The 22,553-nt window shown below is 67.2% G+C and carries 18 protein-coding genes; 9 read left to right on the plus strand and 9 right to left on the minus strand.

Translation table 11 applies throughout. The features are described 5' to 3' along the window. From ACFE7U_RS11555 to ACFE7U_RS11585, 7 genes are all read right to left on the minus strand, one after another. Window positions 1-1,013, minus strand: a 1,013-nt coding sequence (locus ACFE7U_RS11555; protein WP_375409873.1) for a D-TA family PLP-dependent enzyme, incomplete at its 3' end; no start/stop codon positions are given. Next, the gene (locus ACFE7U_RS11560) at window positions 1,010-2,185 is read right to left on the minus strand and encodes an amidohydrolase/deacetylase family metallohydrolase (RefSeq protein WP_375409874.1); all 1,176 of its coding nucleotides are present in this window, start codon (window positions 2,183-2,185) and stop codon (window positions 1,010-1,012) included. The genes ACFE7U_RS11560 and ACFE7U_RS11555, both read right to left, overlap by 4 nt. Further along, the gene (locus ACFE7U_RS11565) at window positions 2,182-3,219 is read right to left on the minus strand and encodes an ABC transporter ATP-binding protein (protein WP_375409875.1); all 1,038 of its coding nucleotides are present in this window, start codon (window positions 3,217-3,219) and stop codon (window positions 2,182-2,184) included. The genes ACFE7U_RS11560 and ACFE7U_RS11565 overlap by 4 nt, the downstream gene beginning before the upstream one ends. Beyond that, window positions 3,216-4,208 (minus strand): ABC transporter ATP-binding protein, encoded by a 993-nt coding sequence (locus tag ACFE7U_RS11570; RefSeq protein WP_375409876.1) that lies wholly within the window; start codon window positions 4,206-4,208, stop codon window positions 3,216-3,218. Before ACFE7U_RS11570 ends, ACFE7U_RS11565 begins: the two co-directional genes overlap by 4 nt. Before the next feature lie 81 nt (window positions 4,209-4,289). After that, window positions 4,290-5,234, minus strand: coding sequence for an ABC transporter permease (locus tag ACFE7U_RS11575; protein ID WP_375409890.1), 945 nt, complete (start codon window positions 5,232-5,234; stop codon window positions 4,290-4,292). 35 nt (window positions 5,235-5,269) lie between these two features. Further along, a complete protein-coding gene (locus ACFE7U_RS11580; RefSeq protein WP_375409877.1) occupies window positions 5,270-6,211 on the minus strand; it encodes an ABC transporter permease in 942 nt (313 codons plus the stop codon). Between the two features lie 122 nt (window positions 6,212-6,333). After that, complete coding sequence (locus ACFE7U_RS11585) at window positions 6,334-7,929, minus strand: ABC transporter substrate-binding protein (protein WP_375409878.1); 1,596 nt, start codon at window positions 7,927-7,929, stop codon at window positions 6,334-6,336. A gap of 361 nt (window positions 7,930-8,290) precedes the next feature. Between ACFE7U_RS11585 and ACFE7U_RS11590 the strand changes: the two genes are divergently transcribed. The 5 genes from ACFE7U_RS11590 to ACFE7U_RS11610 all read left to right on the plus strand — a co-directional run bounded on the left by ACFE7U_RS11590 (window position 8,291) and on the right by ACFE7U_RS11610 (window position 12,075). Next, window positions 8,291-9,124: a transporter substrate-binding domain-containing protein gene (locus ACFE7U_RS11590; RefSeq protein WP_375409879.1), complete on the plus strand. Its 834-nt coding sequence runs from the start codon at window positions 8,291-8,293 to the stop codon at window positions 9,122-9,124. Between the two features lie 49 nt (window positions 9,125-9,173). Continuing rightward, window positions 9,174-9,923 (plus strand): amino acid ABC transporter permease, encoded by a 750-nt coding sequence (locus ACFE7U_RS11595; RefSeq protein WP_375409880.1) that lies wholly within the window; start codon window positions 9,174-9,176, stop codon window positions 9,921-9,923. Next, on the plus strand, window positions 9,920-10,771 hold the full coding sequence (locus ACFE7U_RS11600; protein WP_375409881.1) for an amino acid ABC transporter permease: 852 nt from the start codon (window positions 9,920-9,922) through the stop codon (window positions 10,769-10,771). Before ACFE7U_RS11595 ends, ACFE7U_RS11600 begins: the two co-directional genes overlap by 4 nt. Window positions 10,772-10,786: 15 nt before the next feature. Beyond that, entirely contained in the window at window positions 10,787-11,539 is a 753-nt protein-coding gene (locus ACFE7U_RS11605; protein ID WP_375409882.1) for an amino acid ABC transporter ATP-binding protein, read from the plus strand. Window positions 11,540-11,658: 119 nt separating this feature from the next. Further along, entirely contained in the window at window positions 11,659-12,075 is a 417-nt protein-coding gene (locus ACFE7U_RS11610; RefSeq protein WP_375409883.1) for a VOC family protein, read from the plus strand. Between the two features lie 155 nt (window positions 12,076-12,230). Here ACFE7U_RS11610 and ACFE7U_RS11615 read toward each other — a convergent pair whose 3' ends face one another. Further along, window positions 12,231-14,270 (minus strand): ATP-binding protein, encoded by a 2,040-nt coding sequence (locus ACFE7U_RS11615; protein WP_375409884.1) that lies wholly within the window; start codon window positions 14,268-14,270, stop codon window positions 12,231-12,233. A 129-nt stretch (window positions 14,271-14,399) separates the two neighbouring features. Between ACFE7U_RS11615 and ACFE7U_RS11620 the strand changes: the two genes are divergently transcribed. The 4 genes from ACFE7U_RS11620 to ACFE7U_RS11635 are packed head-to-tail and all read left to right on the plus strand — an operon-like array spanning window position 14,400 to window position 19,626. Beyond that, window positions 14,400-16,802: an ATP-binding protein gene (locus ACFE7U_RS11620; protein WP_375409885.1), complete on the plus strand. Its 2,403-nt coding sequence runs from the start codon at window positions 14,400-14,402 to the stop codon at window positions 16,800-16,802. Window position 16,803: 1 nt separating this feature from the next. Further along, window positions 16,804-17,265, plus strand: a complete 462-nt coding sequence (locus tag ACFE7U_RS11625) for a response regulator (protein WP_375409886.1) — start codon at window positions 16,804-16,806, stop codon at window positions 17,263-17,265. A gap of 14 nt (window positions 17,266-17,279) precedes the next feature. Further along, window positions 17,280-19,010, plus strand: a complete 1,731-nt coding sequence (locus tag ACFE7U_RS11630; protein ID WP_375409887.1) for a response regulator — start codon at window positions 17,280-17,282, stop codon at window positions 19,008-19,010. 4 nt (window positions 19,011-19,014) lie between these two features. Further along, a complete protein-coding gene (locus ACFE7U_RS11635) occupies window positions 19,015-19,626 on the plus strand; it encodes a biliverdin-producing heme oxygenase (protein WP_375409888.1) in 612 nt (203 codons plus the stop codon). Here the strand turns inward: ACFE7U_RS11635 and ACFE7U_RS11640 are convergent. After that, complete coding sequence (locus ACFE7U_RS11640; RefSeq protein ID WP_375409889.1) at window positions 19,623-22,112, minus strand: PAS domain-containing protein; 2,490 nt, start codon at window positions 22,110-22,112, stop codon at window positions 19,623-19,625. The genes ACFE7U_RS11635 and ACFE7U_RS11640 overlap by 4 nt on opposite strands. Window positions 22,113-22,553: the final 441 nt, after the last annotated feature.

Here is a 22,553-nt window from a genome sequence, read left to right on the forward strand (position 1 = left end):
ACCAGCCGGTCGACCATGTTGACCACGACGCAGACGTGGTTGGGGATGATCCGCACCACCTCTCCGACCGCGGGACGCGCCTCCGACGCGGCGAGATCGAGGAAGCCATGCTCCTCGGAGAGATGGCCGATGCGGGCCTTCGGATATTCGAGGATCAGCCCGTGGCCGTCGAGGCCGCCGGGATCGCTGGTGAGCGTCTTCGAGCCGGCATCGACGATCCCGCGCGCGTCCGTCGCCCGGCTCGCCACGGTGGCGTAGACCGTGAGCGCGCAATCGGCCAACGTCGCGACGCCCGCCGCCACCTGCATGCGATCGTTGAAGATGTAGGTGCCGGGCCGGTGCTCGGTCGCCCCGTGGAGCGCGCCGAGATGAGCGAGGTTCGGCGAGCCACCGGTCGAGACGATCGTGGACGTCAGCCCGGCATCGCGGAGGCCCGCCGACACCGTGTCGAAGAAGCTTTGCGTCTCGGGCCAGCCGTCGGGGAGCGGGTAGAACAGCAGGCCGGCGAAGGTCAGGCCCGGCGCGGCCGCGATGCGACGGCTCAGCGCGACGGCCTCGCCGGGCGTCTCGACGCCTGCGCGCCTCATTCCGGTATCGCACTCGACGACCACCGGCAGCGGGCGGCCCGCGATGGCGGCGGCGCTCGTCAGTCCGTCGATCGTGGTCGCGCTGTCCGCCCCGACGGTGATCCGCGACCGCTTCAGGAGCGCCCCCAGCCGTCCGAGCTTCTGCTCGCCCAGGATGTTGTAGCTGATCAGGATGTCGTCGAGCCCGGCCTCGGCCATCACCTCGGCCTCGCCGAGCTTCTGGCAGGTGATGCCGCGCGCGCCGGCCGCGACCTGGAGCTTGGCCAGTTCCGGCGACTTGTGCGTCTTGACGTGGGGGCGGTTCGCGAGCCCGGCGCGATCGCACGACGCCTGGACGCGCGCGATATTCGCCTCGGCCACATCGAGATCGACCACGACGGCCGGCGTCCCGAAGTGTCGGGCGATCTCGTTCGCCAGCGGCGTCATGAGGCGAGGCTGCCGAAGGCCGAGCCGCTTGCCGAGTGCCACCAGCGGCCCTTCAGAACGACGCCCTCGGCCACGATGCGTCTGTCTCCGGTCATGTGCTCGCCGGTCACGTCGACATAATCGAACTCGCCGTCGCGGATGCTCAGCACCGTCGCGTCGCCGAGCGATCCGACTTTCAGCGATCCGTATTCGGGGCGCCTGAGGGCGAAGGCCGCGTTGACGGTCGAGCACCGGATGACTTCGGGCAAGTCCATGCCGAGGCACAGGAATTTCGACAAGGTGGTGACCTGGTCGTAGACCGGCCCGTCGATGCAGAGCTGGTGCACGTCCGACGAGATCGTGTCGGGGTAGAAGCCGTTTGCCAGCATGGCACGGGCGGTCTTGAACGAGAACGACGCCTTGCCGTGCCCGATGTCGAACAGGACGCCGCGCTCGCGGGCCTCCCGCACGGCTCGCTTCACGCTGCCCTGCGCCGTGCAGGGCGCGTTCGGGAAGGGGCGGAAGGCGTGGGTCAGCACGTCGCCCGGCCGCAGCATCGCCAGGACCTCCTCGTAGGAAGGCGGCGGATGATCGATATGCGCCATCAGCGGCATCCCGACCTCCTCGGCGACCTGCAGGGCCGTGTCGAGCGGGGCCGTTCCCTGGTCGCCGGACGCGCCGCGGCCGACGCGGACCTTGATGCCGACGATGAGGTCGCGGTTGGCATCCGCCACCTCGGCGGCCTCGGCGGGCGCCATCATGCGCATGTCCGCGCTCTCGCCGACCATGACGGACTTCGAGAAGGCGAAGATGCCGGCAAAGGACACGTGCAGGTAAGCGAGCACGCGGGCGTCCGCGCGCTCGATGACATGCCGGCGGAAGCCGGCCCAGTTGCCCGGCCCGGCGCTTCCCGTGTCGATCGAGGTGGTCACGCCCGAGAGGCGGCAGAACTCGTCTGGATCGATTCCCAGCGAGGTGCCGCCCCAATAGACATGGGTGTGGAGGTCGATGAGCCCGGGCGTCACCACCGCGCCCGCGACGTCGCGGATCTCGGTCGCCGGTCCCGCGCGCAGATCGGGCCCGAAGCCCGAGACCCGGCCCGCGGCGAAGGCGACGTCCGCGGGTCCGTCGAAGTCCTGCGAGGGGTCGATGACCCGCGCACCGCGCAGGATCAGGTCGTGCGCGACGCTCATGCGAACACCCCTGCGAGAAGCGGGTTCTGGTCCGCTGGTCGCCCGTTGAGGTGGCAGGCGGCTTCATGGCCCCTCTCGACCTCGCCCAGGGCCGGTTCCTCGATGCGGCAACGATCGAACACGTAGGGGCAGCGCGTGTGGAAGCGGCAGCCCTTGGGCGGGTCGATCGGGCTCGGCACGTCGCCTTTCAGCAGGATGCGGCGGCGCGGCGCCTCCGGGTCGGGGGCCGGCACCGCGGACAGAAGCGCCTGGGTGTAGGGGTGACGCGGGCGGGCGAAGATCTGGCGCTTCGTCCCGGTCTCGACGATCTTGCCGAGATACATCACGGCGATGCGGTGCGTCATATGCTCGACGATCGCGAGGTCGTGGCTGATGAACAGCAACGCGAGGCCCAGCTCCGCCTGGAGGTCCCCCAATAGGTTGACGATTTGCGCCTTGACCGAGACGTCGAGCGCCGAAACCGCCTCGTCGCAGACGATGAGGTCGGGCTCGGCCGCCAGCGCGCGGGCGATGCCGATGCGCTGGCGCTGGCCGCCGGAGAACTCGTGCGGCCAGCGCGACAGGGCTTCGCGGGGCAGGCCGACGCGGTCCATCAGACGGTCGAGCCTGCGCTCCAGATCCGCCCGGTCCTTGGCGAGCCCGAAATTGCGGATCGGCTCGGCGAGCGCGTCGCGGACGCGGATGCGCGGGTTGAGGCTCGAGAAGGGGTCCTGGAACACCACCTGAACCTGCCGCCGCAGGGGGCGCAGGCCACCGGCAGACATGTCGTCGATGCGCCGGCCGGCGAGGACGACCTGGCCCGCGGTCGGCTTCAGCAACCGCAGCACCGCCCGCCCGACGGTCGACTTGCCGCAGCCGCTCTCGCCGACGAGCGAGAGCGTCTCGCCGCGATCGATCCGGAAGGACAGCCCGTCGACCGCGTAGACGAAGCGCCGCGCGCGGCCGAACAGGGAACCGGCGAGCGGAAAATGGATCTTGAGGTCGTTGACCTCCAGGAGCGTCGCCGAGGGCGGGGCTTTCAGCGGCACGTTCATGCCGCGGCGGCCTGTTCGCGCAGGGAGAAGTGGCAGGCGGCGACGTGGCCGGGCGCCTTCTCCTCCAGGCCCGGCGCGTAGTGCCGGCAGACGTCCTGCACGTCGGGGCAGCGCCCGGCGAAGACGCAGCCTTCGATCCGCGTCTTGAGGCTCGGCACCATGCCGGGGATCTCGGCGAGCCGGTCGACCCCGCCTTCCAGCGACGAGCCGAGCCGCGGCACGGCGCCGAGCAGGCCGCGCGTGTAGGGATGGCGCGGCTTCGCGAAGAGGCGACGGACCGGCGCCTCCTCGACTTTGCGGCCCGCGTACATCACCACCACGCGGTCGGCGACCTCGGCGACCACGCCGAGATCGTGGGTGATGAGCAGGATCGCGGCGCCGACGCGCTCCTTCAGATCGCGCATCAGGTCGAGGATCTGTGCCTGGATCGTCACGTCGAGCGCCGTCGTCGGCTCGTCGGCGATCAGGAGCTTGGGCGAGCAGGCCAGCGCCATCGCGATCATCACGCGCTGGCGCATGCCGCCCGAGAGCTGGTGGGGATACTCGCCCGCGCGCTGCTTCGGCTCCGGGATCCCGACGAGCTTGAGCATCTCGACGGCCCGCGCCTCGGCCTTGCCGCGGTCGAGGCCCTGATGCAGGCGAAGGGACTCGCCGATCTGCCGGCCAACCTTGAGCACCGGGTTGAGGCTGGTCATCGGCTCCTGGAAGATCATCGAGATGTCGTTGCCGCGGATGCGCCTCATCTCCCGCTCGGGCAGCGCCAGCAGGTCGCGGCCGTCGAACCGGATGGCGCCCGCGCTCTTGCCTGGCGGCTCCGGGATCAGCCGCAGGATCGACATGGCGGTGACGGACTTGCCGCAGCCGCTCTCGCCGACGATCGCCAGCGTCTCGCCCTTCCCGACCTGGAAGGAGACGCCGTCCACGGCGCGGTTGACGCCGTCGGGCGTCCGGAAATGCGTCTGCAGCGAGTCGACTTCGAGGAGCGCCATCAGGTGTTTCTCACACAACGCCCGTTCATGAACGATTCTCCGGTTCGGCGATGACGGCGCGACGGGCGTAAGGCCGACGCATCAGAGGGTTTTCGCCATGCGGGGATCGAGGATATCGCGCAGGCCGTCGCCGACGAGGTTCACCGCAAGGACGGTGATCGACAGGAAGGTGGCGGCGAAGAACACGAGGTTCGGCTTGACCTGCCAGAGGGCGCGGCCCTCGGCCATGATGTTCCCCCAGGACGGGATGGTCGGGGGCACGCCGGCGCCGATGAACGACAGGATCGCTTCCACGATCATGGCCGAGGCGCAGATATAGGTCGCCTGCACCGTCATCGGCGCCAGGGTGTTGGGGAGGATGTGGCGGATCACGATCCGCCACATCGGCGAGCCGGCGGCGATCGCCGCGTCGATGTAGGGCTGCTCACGCAGCGACAGCACCACGCCTCGCACGAGGCGGGCGACGCGCGGGATCTCCGCCAGGGTGATCGCGACGATGACGTTCTCCAGGCTGCCGCGGGTCAGCGCCATCAGGGCCACGGCGAGCAGGATCGGCGGGATCGACATCATTCCGTCGATCAGCCGCATGACGATGCTGTCGATCCAGCGCACCGTGCCCGAGACGAGGCCGATCGCCATCCCGATGACCGAGGCCAGCAGGGCGACGAAGAAGCCGACGGCCAGCGAGACGCGCGCCCCGTAGATCACCCGCGAGTAGAGGTCGCGGCCGAGCATGTCGGTGCCGAACCAGTTCTCGGCCGAGGGAGGCCTGAGCCGCTTTGACGTTGCGAGCAGGCTGGGATCGACCGTGCCGACCCAGGGCGCGAACGCCGCCGCGGACACCATGACGATCAGGATCGAAGCGCCGAAGGCGAGCGTGGGACGCCTGCGGACGAACCCAATGATGCCCGTCATCGGCTTTCGTGGCGCGAGCACGTCCGGCAGGTCGTCGGCGACGACGAGGCCGGGCGGGGGCAAGAGCGCCGTGCCGGGCACGAGCGTCGTACCGGGCGTGGTGCCGGGCATGGGTGTCTTGCCGGTCATGAGCGTCGTGCCGGCCATCAGTAGCGTATCCTCGGATCGACGAGCGTGTAGACGAGGTCGACGACGAGGTTGACGAGAACGTAGACGAAGCTGAACAGCAGAACGATGCCCTGGATCACCGGATAGTCGCGCCGCAGGATCGCATCGACGACGAGGCGGCCGAGACCGGGCAGTGCGAACACGCTCTCGGTCACTACCGCTCCGCCGATCAGCAACGCGACGCCGATGCCGATCACCGTGACGATCGGCACCGCTGCGTTCTTGAGCGCGTGGACGAACAGGATCTTGCGCTGCCCGACGCCCTTCGCTTTTGCCGTGCGCACGTAGTCCTGGCTCAGCACGTCGAGCATCGAGGCGCGGGTGATGCGCGCGATCAGCGCGATGTAGACCAGCGCCAGCGAGACGGAGGGGAGGATCAGGCTCCGCAGCCAGGGCCAGAGGCCGTTGGAGATCGGCGTGTAGCCCTGGACCGGGAACCAGCCGAGCTTCAGCGCGAAGACGTAGGCGATCAGGTAGCCGACCACGAAGACCGGCGTCGAGAAGCCGAACACCGCGAACGCCATGGCGGAGCGGTCGACCCAGCTATTCGCCTTCCAGGCGGCGACCACGCCCATCGGCACGGCGACCAGCACGGCGATGACCAGCGTGATCCCCATCAGGGACAGGGTCGGCTCGATGCGCTGCCCGATCATCGTGGTGACCGGCAGGTTCGTGAAGATGGAAGTCCCGAGGTCGCCGCGCAGGATCTGGAACACCCATTCGGCGAAGCGCACGAGGTAGGGCCGGTCGAGGCCGAGGCTCTGGCGGATCTTCTCGACGTCCTCGGGGGAGGCCTGATCGCCCGCAATCACCGCGGCCGGGTCGCCGGGCGCGATGTACAGCAGGCTGAACACGAACAGGGCCACGATCGCCATCACGGGGATCGTGGAGAGGATGCGGCGCAGGATGACGATCGTCATCAGCGGGTCGTCCTAGATCTCATGTCGACCAAGCGAATACCAGTTCGTCGGAATGAAGCGGGGCACGATTCCGGCTTGGAGACGAGACCCGATAGTGGGATCGGGTCTCGCGTCTCGCTCCGTCAGGCCTTGGTCACACCCCAGAAGAACGGCAGCGGCCCGCTGCGGATGCCGCTCACGTTCTTGCGCCAGGCCTGATAGCTCAGGAAGAAGCCCGTGACCCCGTAGACGACGTCGTTGACGGCGGCCGCGTTGGTCTTGGCGAGCGCCGCCTTCTCGGCCTCGACGTCCTTGGCTTCGAACCACTCGGTGATGCCTGCCTCGGTCGCCGGGCTCGACGGCCAGCCGAACCAGGCCTTGTCGCCATTGGCGCGGAGTGCGTTGTAGCCCGCAGGCGAGAGGCAGTCGGCGCCGGCATGCCACGTGTGGAACATGTTCCAGCCGCCTTCCTTGGGCGTCTTCTTCGACGCGCGGCGGGAGCCGACGGTGCCCCAGTCGGTGGCCACGAAATCGACCTTCATGCCGAGGCGGCGCAGCAGGTCGGCGGTAACGTCCCCCTGCGCTTTGGTGATCGGGTTGTCCTGCGCGACGACGCAGGTCACCGGGGTGCCGTCATAGCCCGCCTTGGCCAGCAGCGCCTTGGCGGCATCGACGTTCGCCTGCTTGAGGATGTCGCCGCCCTGCTCGGAATAGAAGGCCGTGCCCGGCGTGAAGAAGCCCGGCATCCGCTTCCAGAGCGCGTCATCCGATCCGACGATGGCGCGCATGTAGTCCTCCTGGCGCATCGCCATCAGGACCGCGCGGCGGATGTCCGGGTTGTCGAAGGGCGGGTGGAGGTGGTTCATCCGGAAGGCGCCGACATTGCCGAGCGGGTCGGCGATGTCGACGGCGACGTCCGAGGATCCCTGAAGCGCCGGCACGAGGTCCGAGAGCGGGTTCTCCCACCAGTCGACCTCGCCGTTCTGGAGCGCGCCCATGGCGGTCGCCGGGTCCGGCATGATGATCCACTCGACGCGGTCGACCTTCATCTGCTTGGCGCCGGCAAGCCACGAGGAGGGCTCGTCGCGTGACTTGTAGTCCTGGAACTTCTCGAACACGGCGATCGCGCCGGGCACCCACTCCTTGGCGACGAACTTCATCGGCCCCGAGCCGATGTATTCCTTGATCTGCGTGAAGGGGTCGGTCTTGGCAATCCGCTCGGGCATCACGAAGGTGCACGGCGCGTTGTTCTTGGCCAGAGCGAGCAGCATCTTCGGATACGGCTTCTTGAGCGACCACCTGAAGGTCGTGTCGTCGACCGCGACGAGCTCGTTCTGGATGGCCCTGATCATCAGGCCCATCGGATCGCGGGCCGACCAGCGGGCGAGGCTCGCCACCGCGTCCTTGGCGAGGACCGGCTCGCCGTCGTGGAATTTGAGGCCGGAGCGGAGCTTGAAGGTCCAGGTCAGGCCATCGTCCGATACGCTCTCGGATTCGACCATCTGCCGCTGCGGCACCAGCTTCTCGTCGACACCGTAGAGCGTGTCCCAGACCAGAGCCGCGGCGTTGCGCACGACGTATTGCGTCCCCCAGATCGGGTCGAAATTGGCGAGGTTCGCCTGCGGCACGAATTTCAGCGTCTTCCGGGCGGCCTGTGCGATGGCGGGGGCAGCGATCCCTCCGGAGGCGCCGATAATGCCGGCGCCGATCGAGGTCTGGAGGAATGTCCGACGATCCATGGAGGACTTTCTTTCGACGGCCGATGGAGGGGTGCCGTGATGCGTTATGCGAAGATCGCCGACAGCACACTTCGTGCCAAGCCGACGTGAGGCGCAGTCTTTCGCCGACCGAATCGTCGGCCGGGACAAACCGAACACTCGCTCGTCAGATGCCGACGGATATTTGTGCGCGTCCCAACGTTGGTTAGCAAGAGTGGACGACCTGCGATCACCGACGTATGACATTGCGCCCACGCAGCGAGCGACCGATGGCTTGTGGATTGCATCGTCCGGTCGCGCCTAGACCATGCCTCGTCGGCCGATAGCCGACGTCGCGATCCCTCCCCGCCGCACTATCCTTGCCAAGAAAAGACGTGATCTCATGCGCCTGCCAACATTCGGGAACGTCGCAGCCGCCGTCGTGATGGCCGCTGCCACCTTGGTCGCCTTCGGCCATGCGAAGGCCGCCGAAGGCGTCGAGGCGATCAAGCAGCGCGGCACATTGATCGTCGGAGTGAAGGCCGATTACAGGCCGTTCGGCTTCCGCGATCCGAGCGGCGCCATCATCGGGGTCGAGCCCGACCTCGCGGCGGACGTCGCAAGGCGGCTCGGCGTGAAGCTCGAACTGGTGCCGGTCGTGTCCTCCAACCGGATCGAGTTCCTTCAGCAGGGGAAGGTCGATCTGCTCATCGCGACGATCTCGGACAAGCCGGAACGCCGGCGCGTGATACAGGCGATTGATCCGCAATATTACTCTGATTTCGTCAATGTGATGCTGCCCAAGAAATCCGGCATCACCGACTGGGCGCAATTGAAGGGCAAGCCGGTCTGCGCCACCTCCGGTGCGTGGTACAACAAGGATGTCGCCCGTACCTACGGTCCGGAGATCGTCGCCTTCGATGGCTCGGAGAAGCCGCTCTTCGCCCTCAAGCAGGGCAACTGCATCGGCTACGTCTACGATCAGAGCATGCTTCAGGGTAAGCTCCTCGACGACGACTGGAAGGCGGACTACGCCCTGCCCCTGAAGGGCATCATGGATGCGCCGTGGATCATGGCCGTCGCGCTCGGCAACACCTCCCTGCAGACGATGCTGGAAAGCACGACCAAGGACTGGATGAAGACGGGCTTCATCGTCGACAATGAGAAAAAGTGGGGCATCGAGCCTACTGAGTATTCCAAAGCGATGCACGAGAAGTACAAGAACACCACCAACTAATGTCCGGCTGGCTGCATCGTGAGCGGGCCGACTGGCGTGGTGAAGAGAGATGACGGACGCTATTCAGGGCTGGTTCCGTAACCTCTACGAAACCACGGGGTTCAATTTCACGATCTTCTACGACCCATACGACTGGACCCGTTACGTCAACGGGCTCAAGACCACGCTTCTTCTCGCCGTCACGACGATCATTGTCAGTCTTTTGATCGGCGCGGTGGGAGCCTTGCTTCAATCCGGCCCGTCACGGCTCGTGCGTGGGCTCGTCAACGGCTTTGTCGTCGTCTTCCGCAATACGCCCCCGCTCGTACAGATCTTCTTCTTCTATTTCGGCCTCGGCACATTGTTGCCGGCGTCGCAGACCCCCGACGGCCTGCGCATCCCGATCCTCGACAACGTTCAATGGGCGATCGTGTCGTTGTCGCTCTTTGCGGGCGCGTTCAACGTCGAGATTTTTCGCTCCGGTATCGAGGCGGTGCCCAAGACCACAATCGAGGCCGCCGAGGCCCTGGGCTACACGCGCGTCAAGGCGTATCTCCACGTCGTCTTGCCGCTGTCCCTGCGAGTCTGCCTGCCGGCGCTCAACAACAACCTGATCAACCTCCTGAAGACCACGACGTTGGCCTACGCGATTGCCGTCCCCGAGACGCTCTACGCCGTGAAGCAGATCTGGTCCGAGTCGCAGAATGTGCTCGAGATGATGCTGGTGCTGCTGGCGACCTACGCGGTCCTCGTCGGGGGTCTCGTCTGGATCATGCACCGCTGGGAACGCGCGTTGCGCATCCCAGGATACAGCCGGTGAGCGACCATCCCGGGCGGGCGGGCGACCTGCCGGTGCTGTTGCCGTTCGCGGTCTCGCGGACGCGGGCCGGGTTTCCCTTTCACCCACTCCAGGCTTGGCTGCTCGGCGGTGGGCTCGCCGGCGGCCTGCTCGCGCTTCCGGCCTGGGCACAGAGCGGCAGCGTCGTGCTCTCGCCGCTCGAGGTCGTCGTAAGGTGGGCGCCCCTGCTGCTGAAGGGCTTCGCCTTCAACGTCGCGATCTCGCTCATCGCCATGATGCTCGGCACGCTCGCGGGCGTCGGGCTCGGGCTGGCCATGCTGAGCGAGGGACGGGTCCTGCGGCGGGTCGCCTGGGCGGTGACGCAGTTCTTCCGCAACGTCCCCTGGCTGGTTCTGCTCTTCTTCGTCATGTTCCTGGTGCCGTTCCAGGTCACGGTGCTGGGCTTTCGCATCCCTCTCCCCGACTGGGTCAAGGCAACGGGCGGCTTCGCGCTTCCCGTGATGGCCAATGTCGCCGAGATCGTCCGAGGGGCCGTGCGCTCCGTGCCGACGACCCAGTGGGAGGCCTCCGAATCGCTGGCCTTCACCCGGCGGCAGACGCTGTGGCGCATCATCCTCCCCCAGTGCGTCAAACGCATGCTGCCGCCGTGGATGAACGTCTACGCCCTCATCGCGATGGCGACGGTGCAGGCCTCGATCGTCGGAGTCACCGAGATGCTGACGTTGACCGCGCAGGTGCATGCTGCGGAAGGTGGGCGGCCCGAGCTGTTCGCGCCCCTCTACGGGTTCGCCCTGCTCTGCTTCTTCCTCTACTGCTATCCGATCGATCGCCTGACCGCCCATCTGGAGCGTCGCTTCGAGACCCGCTGAGAACCCGCTTTTTCAATGACGAACGTTCATCCCCCCGGTCAGCCGATCGTGCAGCTGATCGATGTGCACAAATCATTCGGCGACAGCGAGGTCCTGAGGGGGATCAGTTTCGATGTGGGCAAGGGAGAGGTGGTCTGCATCATCGGACCGTCGGGCTCGGGGAAATCCACGCTCATTCGCTGCATCAACGCACTGGTGCCGGTGACCTCAGGCGCGATCCGGGTCGCCGGCATCGAGGTCGCGGACCCGAAGCTCGACAAGCTCGCGCTCCGCCGCAAGGTCGGCATGGTCTTCCAGCAATACAACCTGTTCCCGCACAAGACCGCCCTTCAGAACGTGATGATGGCGCCGGTCCACGTGCTCGGCCAGGAGAAGCGCGAGGTCGAGGCCCGCGCTCGCGCTCTGCTCGCGAAGGTGCGGCTCGCGGGCAAGGAGACAGCCTATCCCGGGGAGTTGTCCGGTGGGCAGCAGCAGCGCGTCGCCATCGCCCGGTCGCTTGCGATGAAGCCGGACGTGATGCTGTTCGACGAGGTCACCGCGGCGCTCGATCCCGAGACGGTCAAGGAAGTGCTCGTCACCATCCGCGAGCTCGCCGAGGAGGGCATGACCTGCCTCCTCGTCACGCACGAAATGAACTTCGCTCGCGAATTGGCCGATCACGTCTATTTCACGGATCGCGGCGTGATCGTCGAACACGGCCCGCCTTCGCGATTGTTCTCGGCGGCTGAGGACGAACGAACCCGGCGCTTCCTGTCGCAGGTCCTCTAGCTCCGTCGATCGACGGGTGCCACCTTCGGCCGCGTCCGTTCCCAACAGATCCCGTGGTTCGGCAGCTGTCCCCGAGAGGCCTGCGACCGCGATCTGCCATAAGCCAGAGGAGAGTGATCATGCGGAGCTTCTTCCATCTCGCCTACAACGTGCGCGACCTCGATGAGGCGCGGCGCTTCTACGGAGGGGTGCTCGGGTGTCGTGAAGGCCGGAGCGCGCCGACCTGGGTCGATTTCGACTTCTTCGGTCACGAGATCTCGCTGCACCTTGGTGACCCCTTCCCGGTTGCGAATACCGGGCGGGTCGGCGAACACCTCGTGCCGATGCCTCATCTTGGCGTCGCGCTGGAACTGAGTGACTGGCGGTCCCTGGCCGACCGGCTGAGGGGTGAGAATCTGCAGTTCGTGCTCGCGCCGATGGTTCGGTTCGAGGGCGAGCCGGGCGAACAATGGACGATGTTCTTTCTCGACCCTTCGGGTAACCCCATCGAGATCAAAGGCTTCCGCTCCCTCGAGCAATTGTTCGACAGGACCTGATGTCGAGCCGAGGGTGATCGGCTCCGAGGGCGCGGATCGCCTTTGTCCGCCGCGACCATGCGGCGACATGGGAGATGTGCACTGCAGGGCGAGGGCACGCCCCCGCCGAAGCCGAGCTCGGCGGGACGAGCTGCCAGTCGAGGCAGCAACGCGTCTCAGGCGTCGAGGATGGCCCGCACCTTGGCGGCGAGCTGCGCGATCCCGAACGGCTTCGGCAGCAGGTTGGTGCCCGGATCGAGCACCCCGTTATGGACCACCGCGTTGCGGGTGTAGCCCGTCGTGTAGAGCACTCTCAGCTCCGGGAGCCGCACCCGGGCTGCGTCGGCGAGCTGACGCCCGGTCATCTCCGGCATGACGATGTCCGTGAAGAGGAGGGCGAATTCCTGGCCGGCCTCGATCATCCGAAGCGCCTCCGGCCCGCTCGTGGCATGGACGACGTCATAGCCGAGCTCGCGCAGTGACTCGACCGAGCAGGCGTTCATGCGGACGTCGTCCTCGACCACCATCACCCTCTCGCGTCGGCTTCCACCCACGTCCGGCTTCAAGGGGTGCGAGGCGGACTTCGCGGCCTCGTCCGCGTGTGACCGGGGCAGGTAGACCTTGATCGTCGTGCCGTGGCCAAGCTCCGAGTCGATCGTCACGTGCCCGTCCGATTGGCGCACGAACCCGAAGACCTGGCTCAGGCCGAGACCTGTTCCCTTGCCGACGCCCTTGGTCGTGAAGAACGGGTCGAACGCACGGGCGATGACCTCGGGCGGCATGCCGGTTCCGGTATCGGAGACCGCCACGAGCACGTACTGGCCCGGTGAGATCTCATTCTCGTGCCCGTCATCGTCGTCGATGTGGGCGTTGGCCGTCTCGATGGTCAGGCGGCCGCCGTCCGGCATGGCATCGCGGGCGTTGACCGATAGGTTGAGGATGACGTTCTCAAGCTGGCTCGGGTCGGCCTTCGCCTTCCACAGCCCCGCCGAGAGCAGGGTCTCGATCCGGACCTCCTCGCCCAGCGTCCGCGCCAGCAGCTCGGACATGTCGGCCACCATGCGGTTGGCATCGACCGGCTCGGGGGCCAGGGGCTGTTGGCGCGAGAAGGCGAGCAGCCGCTGCGTCAGGGAGGCGGCCCGGCCCGCTCCGTCCAGGGCGGCGTCGATGTAGCGGGCGACCTCGGTCTCGCCCTTGGCGAGCCGGCGCTCCAGCAGGTTCAGGCTTCCGACGATGACGGCCAGCATGTTGTTGAAGTCGTGCGCGATGCCACCGGTGAGCTGGCCGACCGCTTCCATCTTCTGCGATTGGCGCAACTGGTCCTCGGCCGCCCGACGCTCGGTCAGGTCGACCGCCTCCGGCACGATCCCGACGACCCCGCCCTTTTCGTCCGGCACCGGGCGCATCGCGAGATCAAAGACCCGGCGTCCGCTCGGCAGCACGACCTCGATCTCCTCCCGGACCGTCTCGCCCGAGGCGGCCCGCTCCACCCATTCCCGGACGCGAGGCGGCATCTCGGCCGTCGCGGTGAACCACGGCGTTTCCCAGAACTTCAGTCCGGCGACGTCGTCGAGCGTCGAGCCGATGGCCCGCAGCATGATCTTGTTCGCATCGAGCACGGTCCCGTCGCGTGCGAGCAGTCCCTGATATTGGTAGGTGGTCTGGAAGATCGTTCTCAGCCGCGTCGCCCCTTCCCGCAGGGCCGCGGCGCGGCTGTCGACCTCCGCCATGGCGTGACGCAGCTCGAGCTGAGCCATGACCTGCCGCGCCAAGGCCTCCAGGGAGGTCGCCTGGGCCGGATGCAGCCCCATCGGTCGTGGCAGGTGATCGAGCACGCACACGGTGCCCACCGCACATCCCTCGGCCGTGCGCAAGGGCGCGCCCGCGTAGAAGCGGAGGTGGGGTGGTCCGGTCACCGAGGGATTGTCGCGCGTACGCTCGTCGAGCGTCAGGTCCGAGATGACCAGAAGCCTCGTGTGATCCAGTGCATGGACGCACACCGACTTGTCCAAGGATGTCTCGTGCGCATCGATGCCGATGCGAGCCTTGAACCATTGACGGTCGTCGGCGACGAGGCTGACCAGCGCCACCGGTGTCTCGCAGATTTGGGAGGCCAGCATGACGATGTCGTCGAACGCGGGCTCCGGCAACGTATCGAGGATCTTGTACCTGGCCAGCGCCTCCACCCGCGCGAGATTGTCAGTCGAGAGCGCCATGCCTGCAAGCTGAAATTCAAAATTCGCAGCGTCAAGAAGAGAAGTCGTCCGGCTGCCTTTAAGGCTTCAACTGTGTCTTTTGGAGCAAGCAAGGCCCGAGATAACATTTGTTAATTCGGCAGGAACGACATGCTCGTCGGCGAACTTACCGAGGGTGGGTTGCGTCCCTGGGGCTTGTCACCCGGGGAGCAGGCCGGTACCCCGTCGCGCCGAAGCGACGCGATCACGGAGACGGTGTTTTTGCAGGTCGAGAACGGTACGATACCCCCCTCGGCATCGGTCGAGCGGGCTTCCCCCACCGGCCAACGTCCCGATCTCGCCGCCTGCGACCGCGAACCGATCCACATCGTCGGCAGCATCCAGCCCCACGGTTTCATGCTGGTCGTCGATGTCGCTTCGCTGACCATCGTGCAGGCGAGCGAGAACGCTGCCCCCCACGCCGCCGTGGGGGCGACCTTGACCTCGTCCTTGCCTGAGGTCGCGGCGTTGGTCTCGCGACATCTCGATGGGATGCACGACCAGGGCACGGCCGCGTACCTGCGCACGGTGAGGCTCGCATCGGGGGGGCGTGAGCAGGCCTACGAGGTTGCGGCGCACCGCGTCGGCAGGCTCGCGGTCGTCGAGTTGGAGGAGGTCGCCGACGCCGCTGATGGCGGCCTCGACACGCTCTATCCGCGACTGCGCGCCTTCGTCGAACGTCTGCACGAGGCGACGTCGATCGAGGAGCTGTGTGCCCTCGCCGCTGCCGACATCCGCCACTTCACCGGTTTCGACCGCGCCCTCGTCTACCGCTTCGACAAGGACTGGCACGGGACCGTGCTGGCCGAGGACGGCAACGGCGTCCTGCCGTCCTACCTCGACCTGCGCTTCCCCGCCTCCGACATTCCCGCCCAGGCGCGCGAGCTCTACCGGCGCAATCGCCTGCGCATCATCCCCGACGCGGGCTACGTGCCCGTCCCGGTGGTGCCGTCGCTGACCCCGGACGGCCAGCCGCTCGACCTCAGCCAATCGGTGCTGCGCAGCGTCTCGCCGGTTCACGTCGAGTACATGCGCAACATGGGCACCATGGCGTCGATGTCGGTATCGATCCTCGTCGACGGCGCGCTCTGGGGCCTGATCTCCTGCCACAACCGGACGCCCCGCCGCGTTCCGCTCCAGGCCCGCAACGCCTGCGATTTCCTCACCCAGGTTTTCGCGCTCCAGGTCGCCTCGCAGGAGCGCGCCTCGGAGGCGCAGCATCGCGTGCGCCTCGGCTCGATTCAGTCGAAGCTCCTTGGCTTCATGGCCGAGGAAGAGCGCTTCATCGACGGGCTGATCGGCCATCCGAGGGAATTGCTGGCTCTCGCCGCGGCGTCCGGTGCCGCCATCGTCTCGAACGATCAGTGCCGTCTCGTGGGCGTGACGCCGTCAGAGACCGAGGTTCGCGCCCTGCATGCCTGGCTGACCACCGTCCATGGCGGGAAAGAGGTTTTCGCGACCGACGAACTCGGCACCGCCTTCACGCCGGCCGCAGCATTCGCCGACGTTGCCAGCGGGCTCCTCGCGATCTCGATCTCCAAGGCCTATGCCAGTTACGTCATCTGGTTCAGGCCGGAGGTCGTGCGGACCGTTCGATGGGGCGGCAACCCGAACAAGCCGGCGACGGTGGACCGAGCCGGCGAGCCGGAACGCCTTCACCCGCGAAAATCCTTCGAGACCTGGAAGGAGACGGTGCGCGGCCGGTCGCTACCCTGGGCGCCGGTCGAGGTCGACGCCGCGCGCGACCTGCGGAATTCCGTCATCGGCATCGTGTTGCGCCGGGCCGAGGAACTGGCTTCCATGACCGAGCAGTTGCAGCGCTCGAACAAGGAGCTCGAGGCCTTCTCGTACTCGGTGAGCCACGACCTCCGGGCGCCGTTCCGGCACATCGTCGGCTATTCCGAACTTCTGAAGGCCAGGGAAGGCGAGCGCCTGTCCAACGACGGCCGGCGCTACGTCGACGTCATCATCGATGCGGCCATCTCGGCCGGCAACCTCGTCGACAGCCTGCTCAACTTCTCGCAGATGGGCCGGAACGCCCTCAACCCCGTGGAGGGGGACATGAGCGCCCTCGTCGAGGAGGTTCGACGCAAGGTCATGCGCGAGGTACCGGCCGAACGCGCCGTCCGGTGGCACATCGGCTCCCTTGGGCGCGTCTACGCCGATCCGGTCATGCTGCGCCTGGTGGTCGAGAACCTGCTGTCGAATGCCCTGAAGTACACCCGGACCCGGCCCGAGGCGGTCATCAGCCTGACGCGGGAAGACGCGCCGGACGGGATGCTGGGTTTCGTGGTCCGGGACAACGGCGTCGGCTTCGACATGGCCTATGTCGACAAGCTGTTCGGGGTCTTCCAGCGACTGCACCGCGTCGAGGAATTCGAGGGGACCGGCATCGGGCTGGCCAACGTGCGCCGCATCGTCGAGCGGCACGGCGGCGAGACCTGGGCCGAGGGTGAACTTGGAAAAGGGGCGGCTTTCCACTTCACGCTCCCGACCCGAAAGGAAGCGTACTAGAATGGCGGACCTGAAGCCCATCCTGCTGGTCGAGGACAACCCCAACGACCTCGAACTGACCCTGGCGGCTCTCGCCGACAGCAAGCTCGCGAACGACATCGTGATCTGCCGCGACGGTGCGGAGGCCATCGACTACCTGTACCGCAAGGGCGAGTACGAGGCCCGCGAGCCACGCGACCCGGCCGTCGTGCTCCTCGACCTCAAGCTGCCCAAGGTCGACGGGCTCCAGGTCCTGGAGCGGATCAAGGGTGACCCCCGGACCCGGGCGATCCCCGTGGTCATGCTGACCTCGTCCCGCGAGGAATCGGACGTGGTGCAATCCTACAATCTGGGCGTCAACGCCTTCGTGGTGAAGCCGGTCGGCTTCAAGGAATTCTTCGATGCCATCAAGGACCTCGGCGTGTTCTGGGCGGTCCTGAACGAGCCGCCGCCGCGCGGTGGCGAGTGGGCCTCGAACGGATGAAGGAAGCTCCCGGCGTGACATCAGACGGCCCGAGGCCGATCCGCATCTTGTTCCTCGAAGACAGCGACCTCGACGCGGAGCTCGTGCTCGCGTTCGTCGAGCGCATCGGCCTGCCCCACGAGATCGAGCGCGTGATCGAGCGGGACGCCTTCCTGGCCGCGGTCGCCTCGAGGCGCCACGACCTGATCCTGGCGGACTACGTGCTGCCGTCGTTCGACGGGCTCAGCGCGCTGGCCATCGCGCAGGAGCACTGTCCCGGCATCCCCTTCATCTTCGTCTCCGGAACGCTGGGCGAGGACGTCGCCGTCGAGGCGATGAAGGTCGGCGCCACCGACTACGTCACCAAGCAGCGCCTCGACCGACTGCCGCGGACCATCGTGCGCGCCCTCGCGGAAGCCCGCGCCCAGCGTGAATGCCGGAAGGCGGAGAGGGCCCTGCGCGAGCTCAACGAGACCCTTGAGCAGAGGGTCGAGGACCGGACCCGGGAGCTCGCCGAGGCCAACGAGAAGCTCGCTCTCCAGAACGCCGAGCGTGAGAAGGCCCAGGCGGCCCTGCGCCAGGCCCAGCGGCTCGAGGCGGTCGGCCAACTCACGAGCGGCGTCGCGCACGACTTCAACAATCTTCTGACGGTGATCGCCGGCAATATCGGTTTCCTCGAGAGAGCCGTGTCCGACGACCGCTCCCGTCGGCGGCTCGACATGATGCGCGGGGCCGCGGAGCGCGGCGCGAAGCTCACGGCACAGCTCCTCGCCTTCTCGCGGCGCCAGCGGCTGGAGGCCAAACCGGTCGACCTCAACCACACGGTCGCCTCGATGCGCGACCTCCTGCAGAGCTCCATCGGCGGATCGATCCGCATCGAGACCGTGCTGCAGCCCGATCTCTGGCCAGCCATGGTCGATCCGACCCAGATCGAGCTCATCATCCTCAACCTCGCGATCAATGCCCGCGACGCGATGGAGGTCGGCGGATCCCTCAGCGTCGAGACCGGCAACGTCGTCCTGCCAGCTCCGACCCAACCGACGGACCCGGCGAAGGGCGAGTACGTGATGGTCGCCGTCAGCGACACCGGCACCGGGATCACGGCCGACGTGCTCGACCGGGTCTTCGAGCCGTTCTTCACCACGAAGGAGGTCGGCAAGGGGTCGGGACTGGGGCTCGCGCAGGTCCTCGGCTTCGCCCAGCAGTCCGGGGGCGGCGTCCGCATCGAGACGCGGGTCGGCGAGGGAACGACCATCCGGGTGTTCCTGCCTCGGTCGACCACGCAGGCCGAGACGACCTTCGACCAGGCTTTTCCTGCGGAGCCATCGACCGAGCATGCCAACGGCTCCCCGGTCGTGCTGCTGGTGGACGACGACAGCGACGTCCGTGAGATCACGGCCTCGCTCCTGACGGAGGCGGGCTACCGGGTCCGTGAGGCCGGCTCTGGAATGGCCGCGCTGGCGATGCTGGACCGCGGCCCTGCCGACGAGATCGACCTCATGGTCGTGGACTTTGCGATGCCGGGGATGAACGGGGCGGAGGTGGCCCGCGAGGCCAAGCTTCGCCGGCCCGGCCTCCCCGCGCTGTTCGTGACCGGCTATGCGGACACCGCCGCCCTGCGGCAGTCGGGCGAGGTGAGCGAGGACCGCGTCGTCCAGAAGCCGTTCCGCGACGGAGAGCTCGCGCACAAGGCCGGCGCCCTGCTGCGGAGGAGCCAAGCCAACGGCAACGTCGTGGCGATGCGCCGCGAGCGCTCGGGGACCTGACCGCGTGGAGCCTGTCGTGCCGTACCGGGCGACATCACCCGGTACGGCGCTCATCGACCGGCTACGGGACGAGACCCGTGACCTCCACGAAGGCCTCGAGCGGGACCTCGACTGGCGCCGACGCATGTCATCGGTCGACGGCCATCGCGGCCTGTTGGCCCGCTGGTGGGGCTTCCACGCCGTCTTCGAGCCCTTGATCGAGGCGCATCCGCCGTTCCCCGGCCTCGGGCCGCGTCGCAAGCTCCACCTTCTGGAAGCGGATCTTCGTGCCATCGGGATGCCCGATGGCGGCATCCAGGCGCTCCCGCGCATCCGGCGCCAATCGCTCCCGAACGATTGGGCGGGGCTGGTCGGCGCGATGTACGTGCTGGAGGGCTCGACGCTGGGAGGGCAGGTCATCGCACGGTACGTACGCACGGTCTTGGCCGGTACGGTCGCGCACGGGGCCTCTGCGTACTACGAGGCCTACAGTCGGACGCACGTTGGCCCGATGTGGCGAGCCTTCCAGGAGCGGCTCTCGACGGAGGTCCCGCACGGTTCCCACGACGAGGTCATCGCCGGTGCCCGTCGGACCTTCGCGGCCCTTCGCGCATGGTTGGCTCCGGACGACCCTTAGGGAACCGGGCGGCCCTGATAGGGCGGCCTGCCCATGATGCGCCTGCGACGCTGCCAGGTCGCGACCTTGCGCAGAAGGCGGGATAGGTCCTCGACGGAGTACGGCTTTTGCAGGAGCTCGAACCCGTAGGTGCCGTTCTGCGCCAGCACGTGGCTGTATCCTGATGCGAGCAGGACCGGCAGGTCGTGGTGCTCCTCGCGGATGCGGCGGGCGAGGTCGATCCCGTTCATGCCGGGCATCACCACGTCCGAGAACACCACGTCGAAGCGGTCTGCGTCCTTGGCGAGTTCCGCCAGCGCCTCCTCGGCGTTGGCGGCCCAGACCGTGCCGTAGCCCAGTTCCGTCAGGGTTTGGGTCGCGAAGAGACCGACGTCCGGGTTGTCCTCGACCACCAGGACGCAGGTCCCGTGACCATCCATCAGCGGCTCCGGCTCGCCTCCGTCGACGTGTCGCTCCACCTCGGCCACACGGGGCAGGTAGAGCGTGAACGTGCTGCCCTTGCCGAGCCTGCTCGTGACGGTGACCTCGCCTCCCGACTGCTTGGCGAACTCGAACACCTGGGACAGGCCGAGACCGGTCCCCTGGCCCACGCCCTTGGTGGTGAAGAACGGCTCGAAGATCCGCTCGAGTTGGCCTTCGGGGATGCCGCTGCCGGTGTCGGAGATCGAGACGGCGACGAAGGGACCTCGGACGGCTGGCTGCGAGCGGACCGCAGGCATCTTCTTCACCGCCTGAACCGCGATGGTCAGTTCGCCTTCCCCATCCATCGCATCGCGGGCGTTGACAGCCATGTTGACGAGCGCCGTGTCGAACTGGCTCGGGTCGGCGTGAAGGAAGCAGGCCTCCTCCGGCAGCTGCGTCACGATCCTGATCCGTGAGCCCGTCAGCGTACCCATCATGTCCCCGATGGCCCGTACGCTCAGGGCCGCGTCGAACACCTCAGGTTTCAGCGATTGCCGCCTGGCGAAGGCGAGAAGCTGCGACGTGAGCTTGGCGGCGCGATCGACCGTGTCGGAGATGGCGGTGATGTAGCGGGTCCGACGTTCATCCGCGAGGTTGGGACGCTTCAGCAGGTCGGTGGACGACTTGATGACGGTCAGCAGGTTGTTGAAGTCGTGCGCCACCCCGCCGGTGAGCTGCCCCACGGCCTCCATCTTCTGCGCTTGCCGCAAGGCATCCTGGGCGCCGGCCAACTCGATCTCGGCCGCCTTCTCGTCGGTGATGTCCCGACCGCTGCAATAGACCAGGCCGTCCTCCGGCACGCCGACCCACGAGATCCAGCGATAGCTCCCGTCCCGATGTCGGTAGCGGTTCGGGAAGCGGATCGCGGGCTGCCCTTCCTGGGTGAGATTGAACCCGACGCGCGTCCTCTCGACATCGTCGGGATGCAGCATCTCGAAGATCGACATGCTCGCGACCTCATCCTCGGTCCAGCCGAGCACGGTCTTCCAGGCGGGGTTCGAGGTCTCGAAATAGCCCTTGTCGTTCAGGGCACCCAGGAGGTCCGGACTGACCTGCCATGTCCGGCCGCGCGCCTGGGTGCGCTCGATGACCTGCCGTTCAAGATCGGTGTTCAGCTCCCGCAGGCGTGCCTCGCTGGCACGCAAGGCCGCCGCCGTCCGGTAGGCCTCCGTGATCTCATAACCGCCGATGAACACGCCGGTGACGGCGCCCAGCTCGTCGCGAACGGGCTCGAACAGGAAATCGATGAATTGGGTCTCGCTGCTGCCGTGGAGCCGCAGTTCCATGCCGCGCATCACGATGCCGGTGCCGGTCGCATAGACCTTGTCGAGCAACTCCGCGAAGGCTTGGTCGTGAAGGTCGGCGAAGACGTCACGGAATCGGCGTCCGATGAAGTCGGATCGCTCCGATATCTTCACGTAGGCGGCGTTCACGTACTCGTAGACGTGCTCCGGCCCGTTCACGACGCCGATGAAGCCGGGCATCTGCTGGAGCAACTGGCGCTGCCGGGATCGTTCGTCCGAGGCGCGCCGGTCAGCCAGGACCCGCTCCGTGGTCTCGATGACGATGGCCATGACGCCTGCGGGCTCCCCGTCGTCCCCGGGGATGGGCGAATAGTCGAGGTCCATCCAGACCTGCTCCGGCCTGCCCGAACGGTACAGCGTGAGTTCCTGGTCCTTATAAGCGAGGGTTTGGCCGGCGAGGCAGACCGTCATCACGTAGTCGTTGAAGTCGGCGACTTCGGGCCAGCCCTCGCGCACGTTGGTGCCGAGGAGCTCAGGATGCCGACCGCCTGCGAAACCCGAATAGGCGTCGTTGTAGATCATCACGCCCTCGGCTCCCCAGAGCATGACCATGGGCACGCGCGATTGGACGACAATGCCCGCGGCCGTCCTCAGGCTCTGCGGCCAGGTCTCCAGCGGCCCGAGCGGCGTTGAGGCCCAATCATGGACGCGGATCAACGCCCCGGCCTCGCCGCCCCCCTTGAGGAACGCCGTTCCGTCCAGCGTAGGCCTACCGTGCATCTCGTTCGCCGCCTGACTTGTTGCGTGGGACATCAGCCAACGCAGTGAAGTCAGGCGGTATCCCATCTTGGCGTCCATCCACCGCGGTGTCGTGCCGCTCACGTGAACGAGACCTTGCGAAAGTGATGGTAGAAGGTCGGAGCGACGCCCGGACCGAGCTGGCTTCACCGATCCCCGGGGGCTCCGCGCCAGGCAACCGGCGTGTCGATTGCAAGTTGACGATGAGGCTCGTCACCGTGCGCCCGCCCAGAGAGCATCAGCCGGAAAGCGGACATCGGCAGGAATGAGCCATGGAAAGCGTGTCATTGGCCAGCGGAAGCCTTAGGGCGGCCGTTTCCGACAAGGCGAGCCCATTGCCCGGTATCGATCCGACGATTCTCCAGGCGGCGATGGAGGCCACGAACGAGGCCATCCTCATCACGAACGCCGAACTCGATGAGC

It is taken from the genome of uncultured Methylobacterium sp. (genome assembly GCF_964251405.1).
GTDB lineage: Bacteria > Pseudomonadota > Alphaproteobacteria > Rhizobiales > Beijerinckiaceae > Methylobacterium.